Origin of the sequence: Erwinia sp. V90_4 (assembly GCF_029967685.1) — a bacterium.
Lineage (GTDB): Bacteria > Pseudomonadota > Gammaproteobacteria > Enterobacterales > Enterobacteriaceae > Erwinia > Erwinia aphidicola.
Genome location: NZ_JASCAQ010000034.1, coordinates 219,207 through 227,863, shown reverse-complemented (window position 1 = coordinate 227,863; position 8,657 = coordinate 219,207). Strand labels below are relative to the sequence as shown.

The following is an 8,657-nucleotide window of genomic DNA, read 5'->3' as shown; positions in this document are numbered from 1 at the left end:
GGCCGACCGCTTTTCTGGTCGGCCAGCGGTGGCTGGGTCAGAAACGGGTTGACCGGAAAAGCGGGTCAACCCCTACGGGGTAGGCGATATTCGTCGTGGTTGAGACGGTCAAGATGCCACTGCCGGGGATTATTTCTGATATAGGTGCGGATGTTATCTAACTCATCTTGATTACGAATAACCCGGTCATAAAACCCCCGTTGCCAGATGGTATGCAGGCGGTTGGCTTCTTTACTGACGCTGCCTTTAAAAAGCGCCATCAGGGTGCTCAGCGAACAGGATTGACTCTGAGTCAGCCAGATAATGCCATGCAGGTGGTTGGGCATGATGATGAATTCATCCAGCTGAATGCCGGGAAAGCGCAGCGCCAATGCCTGCCAGTGGCGGTTAACGGCGTCAGCCAGGTGATTCGCCAGCAAGTTCTCATTCTGCATTTCACCGAAGAGATGCTGCCTGCAGTGGGTCACCAGAGTGACGAAATAGGCGCCGGGGTGGTGATAGGGATAGTGGGGCAGACGCATCGATTTCCGTTTTAGCATGATTAATCCTCCTCAAACGGCACAGTAGACACGGCAGGTCGTTGGGGTAAAGCGTTGTGCGGTTGTTTTCAGAGGAATTACGAAAACCGTCACGGTTTTACTGGTTTTCGTCGTGGCCGACCGATTTTCTGGTCGGCCAGCGGCGGCGGGGTCAGAAACGGGTTGACCGAAAAAGAAGGTCAACCCCTACAGGTATACGGTATTCGTCGTGGGTGAACAAAAAATCACCACCCATTACAGGTTCACGCAGGTCTCTTCGTTCAGGCCCAGCATAATATTGAGGTTCTGCACCGCGGCACCGGAGGCACCTTTGCCGAGGTTATCGAGGCGGGCCACCAGAATGCTCTGGCGCTGCTCTGCATGGCTGAAAACGAACAGCTCCATATTATTGGTATTGTTCAGCGCTTCCGGCAGCAGATACGGCGCACTGTCGGCATCCAGCTGGTTCAGCTCATGCACCTTGATAAATGGCTGAGCGGCATAGAACTGCGCCAGCGCCTGCTGCAGCGGTTCACCGTCAACGTCGTTCAGCGGGATAAACACCAGCATCCCCTGGGCATAATCACCCACCGCAGGCTGGAAGATCGGGCGGCTGCTCAGCCCGCTCCATGCCTGAATCTCTTTCAGATGCTTATGATCAAAGCCCAGCCCGTAAGCCGCGTAGCCGGTTCCCGCCTGCTGGTACTTTTCAATCATCTGCTTGCCGCCGCCGCTGTAGCCGGAAACCGCATTGATCGCCAGCGGCCGATCGGCCAGCAGCACACCGGCCTGAGTCAGCGGGGCCAGCAGGGCGATAGCGCCGGTGGCATAGCAGCCAGGATTTGAGACGTGGCTGGCAGCACGAATTTTCTCTCGCTGATCGGCAGCCAGTTCCGCCAGGCCGTAAACCCAACCGTCTGCCACGCGGTGCGCGGAGCTGGCATCCAGTACGCGTGCGCCGACTTCATCTGCCAGCGCTACCGCTTCACGCGCGGCGGCATCGGGAAGGCAAAGGATGGTGACATCGGCCTGTTTCATCAGTGCCTGGCGGGCGCGGGCATCTTTACGCTGCGCCTCATCAATGTTGAGCATGTCAATCTGCGGATGGTTCACCAGACGCTGCTGGATCTGCAATCCGGTGGTGCCCGCCTGACCGTCAATAAACACGCGATATCTCTGACTCATTACGACCTTCGCCTTAAAAATTAGGATGTGGTGCGATTATGAAAGATTTGGCGTAGCGCGACAACGCATAATGACTGAATAATTGATAATTTTGCATAAAAAATCATAATTTGGCGGGCTGGATGCAATAAAAAGGGCGGCCCCTGAGAGAGGGGCCGCCCGGAGGGAAGGCGTAAAACAACTATTCAGACTTCACTTTACGCATTTTGCACACTGGGTGTCATGGATCTTCTGGAAGAAATCGTTGCCCTTATCATCGACCAGAATAAAGGCCGGGAAGTTTTCAACTTCGATTTTCCAGATCGCTTCCATACCCAGTTCCGGGTACTCCACGCACTCCAGGCTCTTAATGCTCTGCTGCGCCAGTACGGCAGCCGGGCCGCCGATACTGCCGAGGTAGAAGCCGCCGTGCTTATGGCAGGCATCGGTCACCTGCTGGCTGCGGTTACCTTTCGCCAGCATGATCATGCTGCCGCCGTTGGCCTGCAGCTGATCGACGTAGGAGTCCATGCGACCCGCCGTGGTCGGGCCGAGGGAGCCTGATGCGTAGCCTTCCGGGGTTTTGGCCGGTCCTGCGTAGTAGATCGGGTGATCTTTCACGTACTGCGGCAGGCCTTCACCGCTGGCAATACGCTCCTGCAGCTTGGCGTGGGCAATATCACGCGCCACGATGATGGTGCCGCTCAGCGACAGACGGGTCGAAACCGGGTACTGCGACAGCTGGGCGAGGATCTCCTTCATCGGGCGGTTGAGGTCAACGTGGACCACTTCGCCTTCACCCTGCTGGCGCAGCTCGGCAGGAATATACTGGCCCGGATTATGTTCCAGTTTCTCAATCCAGATACCGTCGCGATTGATCTTCGCCTTCACGTTACGGTCAGCCGAGCAGGAAACCCCCATGCCCACCGGGCAGGATGCGCCGTGGCGCGGCAGACGGATTACGCGGATATCGTGGGCAAAGTATTTACCGCCAAACTGCGCGCCCAGGCCGAGATCCTGCGCGGCACGCAGCAGCTCCTGCTCCAGCGCCACGTCGCGGAACGCCTGACCGTGCTCGTTACCTTCGGTGGGCAGGCCGTCGTAATAGTGGGTCGAAGCCAGCTTAACGGTTTTCAGCGTGCTTTCTGCCGACGTGCCGCCAATCACAAAGGCGATATGGTAAGGCGGGCAGGCTGCCGTGCCGAGGGTGCGCATCTTGTCGGTCAGGTAATCTTTCAGCTTACCCGGGGAGAGCAGCGCCTTGGTCTCCTGGTAGAGATACGTTTTGTTCGCCGAGCCGCCGCCTTTGGCGATGCACAGGAACTTATATTCGTCGCCGTCAACGCTGTACAGGTCGATCTGTGCAGGCAGGTTGGTGCCGGTGTTCACCTCTTTGTACATATCCAGCGCGGCATTCTGTGAATAGCGCAGGTTATCTTCAATGTAGGTGTTGTACACGCCCTGCGACAGTGCCGCTTCATCGCCGCCGCCGGTCCAGACGCGCTGGCCTTTTTTACCGGTGATGATCGCGGTGCCGGTGTCCTGGCAGGTCGGCAGAATGCCTTTGGCCGCAATCTCAGAGTTACGCAGGAACTGCAGCGCCACGTATCGGTCATTCTCGCTGGCTTCCGGGTCGGCCAGAATTGCCGCCACCTGGCGCTGGTGCGCCGGGCGCAGCATAAAGGAGGCGTCGTGGAACGCCTGCTGCGCCAGCAGCGTCAGCGCCTGCGGTTCCACTTTCAGGATCTGCTGGCCGTCAAACTCCGCCACGGAGACGTGCTGGTCAGTCAGCAGATAGTATTCGGTATCCTCTTTGGCAAGAGGGAAGGGATTTTGGTAGTAGAAAGGTTTATTCGACATTGTTTTCTCACTTAATGACCGGTTGCCGCCGGGCTCTGGCGCACAACATCACTGGCGATAATTCGTTGTTTTTATCCTGCCGGTCTCAGGAGCGAGACCGGCGGGTAGGGAATGGTATTACATTGTTGCAACATCTGCATGGTTCATCGTGGCTCTGTGATGAAAATCATCAGAACATCATCACCATCCACGGATAGCCAATCAGCATCAGCGCGCAGAGGAAGATGGCGCCAAAGAGGGTGCCAAGGCGCCAGTAGTCTTTGGTTGGCAGATAGCCGCTACCGTAGTAAATCGGGCTTGGACCGGTGCCGTAAGGGGTGATAATCCCCATCACACCCAGCGAAGTACACATCATCAGGCAGAACACCGGCATATTGATGCCCGGGATAGAGGCCGCGATGGTCAGCATAGCCGGTAACAGCGCGGTGGTGTGCGCGGTGGTGCTGGCGAACAGATAGTGCAGCAGGAAGAAGGCAATCATCAGCACCACGGCAGAGACCTGCGGGTCATAGCCCTGCAGCAGCTGGCCACCCTCTTTACCCAGCCAGGCGATAAAGCCAACGCGTGCCAGGCCATCCGCCAGCGCCACCAGGGTGGCGAACCAGGCAAAGGTATTCCACGCCGGTTTGTTGCTGGTGATGTCGTTCCAGTTCAGTACGCCGGTCCACAGCATCAGCACGACCACCAGCAGGGCGGCCATCGCCGGTTCAATCCAGGCGGTAGCAAAGATCCACATCAGCAGGGCAGAGACCACGAACACCAGCAGCAGGATTTCGTTACGGGTCAGCTTGCCGAGCTTTTCCAGTTCGCTAATCGCCCAGCGTGGCACTTCGTCGTTGAACTTCACTTCCGGTGGGTAGAACCAGTAAGCCAGCAGCGGCATGGTCAGCAGCAGGATAATACCCAGCGGCAGGAAGGCGAGGAACCACATGCCCCAGGAGATATCAAAGCCGATAATGCTTTTCACCAGCGCCAGCGCCAGCAGGTTAGGTGCCAGCGCCGACAGGAACATCGAGCTGGTGATACAGGCGGCGGTAATGGCGACCCACATCAGGTAAGAACCGATTTTGCGCGCGCTTGGGTCATTGGGTTTTGAACCGTACAGCGGCGGCAGGTTGGCAATAATCGGGTAGATAGTGCCGCCGCTGCGCGCGGTATTCGACGGGGTGAACGGGGCCAGCAGCAGATCCGCGAAGGTGATGGCGTAGCCCAGCGTCAGGCTGCGGCGGCCAAGATACTTCACCAGAATCAGCGCCAGGCGGCGGCCGAACTGGGTTTTATCATAGCCAGCGGCAAACATAAAGGCACCGAAGATCAGCCAGACGGTGGAGTTTCCAAACCCGCTAACCGCCCACTTAAATGCCTGAGTAGCCGTTTTGAATTTCGGGTCGGCCAGCTCAGCGGGGCTGAACAGCAGCCACTGACTGAACAGTGCGATCACCACCACGCCGGTCAGCCCGATAACGGCCCCCGGCAGCGGTTCGAAGATCAAACCGACAATCACGCCGACAAAGATGGCGAAGAAGTGCCAGGCATATGGCTCCAGTCCTTGCGGGACCGGCACCAGTAACAGCAGTACCGCGACCAGTACTGGCAGAAAGAGCATGATCAGGTGTTTTTTTTGCCCCGAAGAGGCTGGAGCAGCCTTCGCGGGTTCACTCATCACTGTTGGTTTCATAGTTTTTATCTGCAAGTTAAGAAGAATTCGGTAGATATTCCGGTTTCTGACGGGTGATTTTTTTACTTACTTTTCTATTTATATCGTTGTTTAACCGAAACGTCCAAAAATACTTTTCATTGGTCTCAATAAATTCTGAGCTAATTTATTGGGTGGATAAGAATATAATGATACTTCTCTAAATATAGACTTTGATCCAGATCAATAAAAATAAATCTGTCATTTTATTTTTTAACAATCGCCGTTAATTAGACGATGGCAGGTTTGGGGATTGCGTCGATTAGGGTGGCATAACGTAAAGCCAGGTACAATAAAATGCCAGTATCATTTTCGTAAGAGTCTGAATTTAATGGTGTTAATTATGATGTGAACGAAAGGTTGATTTTTGGAAACTATTGATTAACAATTAGAATGACAATTACTCTCATCATTGCGTGAATTATTGGCTGGATTTATTTAAAAGTTAAAAAACTAAAGAAATAACTATTGTAGTTAAAGAAATTGGTATATTGGTTTCATGACATCGGACCACAGAATAATTATAAGAAAACGGTCGCCAAAGAATTCAAAACTTTTAAATTTCGGAGTTCACTAAATGAATACCATCACCCCGATCCTTAACCCGCTGACTCTGCCTAACGGCGCCGTACTGAAAAACCGTTTACTCATGGCGCCGATGACCACCTGTACGGGATTTTATGACGGTACGGTGACCAGCGAGCTGGTTGAGTACTATCGCGATCGCGCGGGCAGCATTGGTACTGTGATTGTGGAATGCTGCTTTATCGATCCGAAAGGCCCGGCCTTCCCCGGTGCCATCGCCATCGACAGCGACAACAAAATTTCCGGTTTAAGCAAAATTGCTGACGCGATCAAGTCAAAAGGTTCGAAAGCGATTCTGCAGATTTACCACGGCGGCCGCATGGTGGAGCCTGAGCTGATTGGCGGCAGAACCCCCGTGGCACCCAGCGCCATTGCCGCGCCGCGTGAAGGCGCCACCACCCCACAGGCGCTGACGGCAGAAGAAGTGGAGGTGATGATCACCAAGTTCGGTGATGCGGTGAACCGCGCTATTAAAGCGGGCTTCGACGGCGTCGAAATCCACGGTGCTAACACCTATCTTATTCAGCAGTTTTACTCGCCAAACTCTAACCAGCGCGACGACAAGTGGGGCGGTAGCCGCGATAACCGCGCACGCTTCCCGCTGGAAGTGCTGGAGATCACCCATAAAATGGCGCAACGCTTTGCCGCGCCATCCTTTATTATCGGCTATCGCTTCTCGCCGGAAGAGCTGGAAGTCCCTGGCATCCGCTGGGATGACACGCTTTACCTGCTGGAAAAACTGGCGGCGCGCGGTCTCGACTATGTCCACTTCTCCGTCGGCCAGCTGCTGCGCCCGTCGATTGTCGACCGCGAAGACCCCACTCCACTTATTACTAAATACCTTGCGCAGCGCTCTGAAACCCTGGCCAAAGTGCCGGTGATTGGCGTCGGCGGCGTGGTGAATAAAGCCGATGCGGAAAGCGCGCTGGAGCACGGCTTCGACCTGGTTGCCGTGGGTAAAGCCTGTATTGCTTACCCGGACTGGGCCGACCGCATTATCAAAAATGACCACCTGGAGCTGTTTATCGACAGCACCCAGCGTGAAGCGCTTAACATCCCGGAACCGCTGTGGCGCTTCTCGCTGGTCGATGCAATGATCCGCGACGTCAGCACCGGCGGCCGTAAATACAAGGCCGGGGTTTATCAGGAAAAAGTGGAAGCCGAAGCGCTGAAGCTGCGTATCAACGTGGTGCTCGACACCGACCGTATCACCGATATCACCCTGGTGCCGGACGACACGCTGGACGTCGATTTCACCACCACCTTTGAAAGCCTGCGTACCCGCATGCTGGTGGCTAACAGCCCCCACGTGGATGCGATCACCGGGGCGACGACCCAGAGTGAGGCGTTGAAAAAAGCGGTCTCCCGCGCACTGACCACCTCCAGCAAGGAGCACGTGATTGAAGAGGGCGGCAACCCGCAGGCACCGCAGAATTACGATGTGGTGGTGGTCGGCAGCGGTGGCGCAGGTCTGGCGGCGGCGATTCAGGCTTCTGAAGCCGGGGCGCACGTGGTGATCATCGAGAAGATGCCCACCATTGGCGGCAACACCATCAAAGCCTCGGTCGGGATGAACGCGGCGGAAACCCGTTTCCAGAAGCTGAAAGGCATTGAGGACAGTAAAGAGCTGTTCTATGAAGAGACGCTGAAAGGCGGCAAGTTTAAAAACAATCCTGCACTGCTGCGCGAGTTTGTCGATCTGGCCCCGGAAGCCATCGACTGGCTGGCAGGCCACGGCATTGAACTTAATGACATCACCATTACCGGCGGCATGAGCATCGACCGTACCCACCGTCCGGCGGACCGTTCAGCGGTCGGCGGCTTCCTGATTAGCGGCCTGGTGAAAAACGTCAATCAGCGTGAAATTGAAGTGCTGCTGGAAACGTCGGTGGCCGAAATTCTGGTTGAAAACGGCGCGGTAAGCGGCGTGAAGGTGGTGGATGAGTACAACGACAGCCGCATTCTCAACGCCAAAAGCGTAATTGTTGCCACCGGCGGCTTCAGCGCCAACCGCGAAATGGTGGTGAAATACCGCCCTGAGCTGGACGGCTTTGTGACCACCAACCATAAAGGCGCCACCGGCAGCGGCATCGCCCTGTTGCAACAGATTGGCGCAGATACCGTCGACATGGGCGAAATTCAGATCCACCCTACCGTTGAGCAGACCACTTCTTACCTGGTCTCCGAAGCGATTCGCGGCGGCGGGGCGATTCTGGTCAGCCAGGCCGGTCAGCGCTTCTATAATGAGATGGAAACGCGCGACAAAGTGTCGGCGGAGATCATTGCCCTGCCGGAAAAAAGTGCCTGGATTATCTTTGACGACCAGGTGCGTGCGGCCAATAAAGCCGCCGACGAATATATCGCCAAAGGGTTTGTGATTAGCGCCCCGACTCCGCACGAACTGGCGGTGAAGCTGAATATGGACCAGGAAGCGCTGCAAACCACGCTGGGGCGCTACAATGAATTTGTTGCGCAGCAGAAGGATGAGGATTTCGGGCGCACCACCGCGCTGCGTCACCCGCTGAACAAGGGGCCCTATTATGCTATCCGCATCGCCCCGGGGGTCCACCACACGATGGGCGGCGTCACCATCAACACCGATACCGCGGTGCTCGACGCGCAGAAGCAGGTGATCCACGGCGCGTGGGCGGCGGGTGAGGTGGTTGGCGGCATCCACGGTGCTAACCGCATCGGTGGTAACGCGGTCGCAGATATCATTATTTTCGGGATCCTGGCCGGGCGTAACGCGGCGAATTACGCAAAATAGTAATCAACGACGGGTCGGGCATGCCCGACCCCTACGGTTTAACGCGCAACCATCCGTAGGGACGAGG

At 56.1% G+C, this 8,657-nt stretch carries 5 protein-coding genes; 1 reads left to right on the top strand and 4 read right to left on the bottom strand.

Annotation, left to right across the window (positions count from 1 at the left end; translation table 11 throughout):
* Positions 1–65 precede the first annotated feature (65 nt).
* The 4 genes from QLG07_RS04615 to QLG07_RS04600 form a co-directional block, all read right to left on the bottom strand.
* Complete coding sequence (locus QLG07_RS04615) at positions 66–539, bottom strand: transposase (protein WP_099754155.1); 474 nt, start codon at positions 537–539, stop codon at positions 66–68.
* A gap of 234 nt (positions 540–773) precedes the next feature.
* Entirely contained in the window at positions 774–1,703 is a 930-nt protein-coding gene (gene argC, locus QLG07_RS04610) for an N-acetyl-gamma-glutamyl-phosphate reductase (RefSeq protein ID WP_187496910.1), read from the bottom strand.
* Positions 1,704–1,895: 192 nt separating this feature from the next.
* The gene (gene fumA / locus QLG07_RS04605; RefSeq protein WP_048916283.1) at positions 1,896–3,542 is read right to left on the bottom strand and encodes a class I fumarate hydratase FumA; all 1,647 of its coding nucleotides are present in this window, start codon (positions 3,540–3,542) and stop codon (positions 1,896–1,898) included.
* Between the two features lie 169 nt (positions 3,543–3,711).
* Entirely contained in the window at positions 3,712–5,220 is a 1,509-nt protein-coding gene (locus QLG07_RS04600; RefSeq protein ID WP_282468595.1) for an anion permease, read from the bottom strand.
* 595 nt (positions 5,221–5,815) lie between these two features.
* Between QLG07_RS04600 and QLG07_RS04595 the strand changes: the two genes are divergently transcribed.
* On the top strand, positions 5,816–8,590 hold the full coding sequence (locus tag QLG07_RS04595; RefSeq protein WP_282468594.1) for a flavocytochrome c: 2,775 nt from the start codon (positions 5,816–5,818) through the stop codon (positions 8,588–8,590).
* The last annotated feature ends 67 nt before the right edge of the window (positions 8,591–8,657 follow it).

What these genes read in the sequence shown, in the direction of transcription:
- argC (WP_187496910.1), bottom strand. Translation starts at nt 1,703, where the DNA reads ATGAGTCAGAGATATCGCGTGTTTATTGACGGTCAGGCGGGCACCACC.
- QLG07_RS04615 (WP_099754155.1), bottom strand. Translation starts at nt 539, where the DNA reads ATGCTAAAACGGAAATCGATGCGTCTGCCCCACTATCCCTATCACCAC.
- fumA (WP_048916283.1), bottom strand. Translation starts at nt 3,542, where the DNA reads ATGTCGAATAAACCTTTCTACTACCAAAATCCCTTCCCTCTTGCCAAA.
- QLG07_RS04600 (WP_282468595.1), bottom strand. Translation starts at nt 5,220, where the DNA reads ATGAAACCAACAGTGATGAGTGAACCCGCGAAGGCTGCTCCAGCCTCT.
- QLG07_RS04595 (WP_282468594.1), top strand. Translation starts at nt 5,816, where the DNA reads ATGAATACCATCACCCCGATCCTTAACCCGCTGACTCTGCCTAACGGC.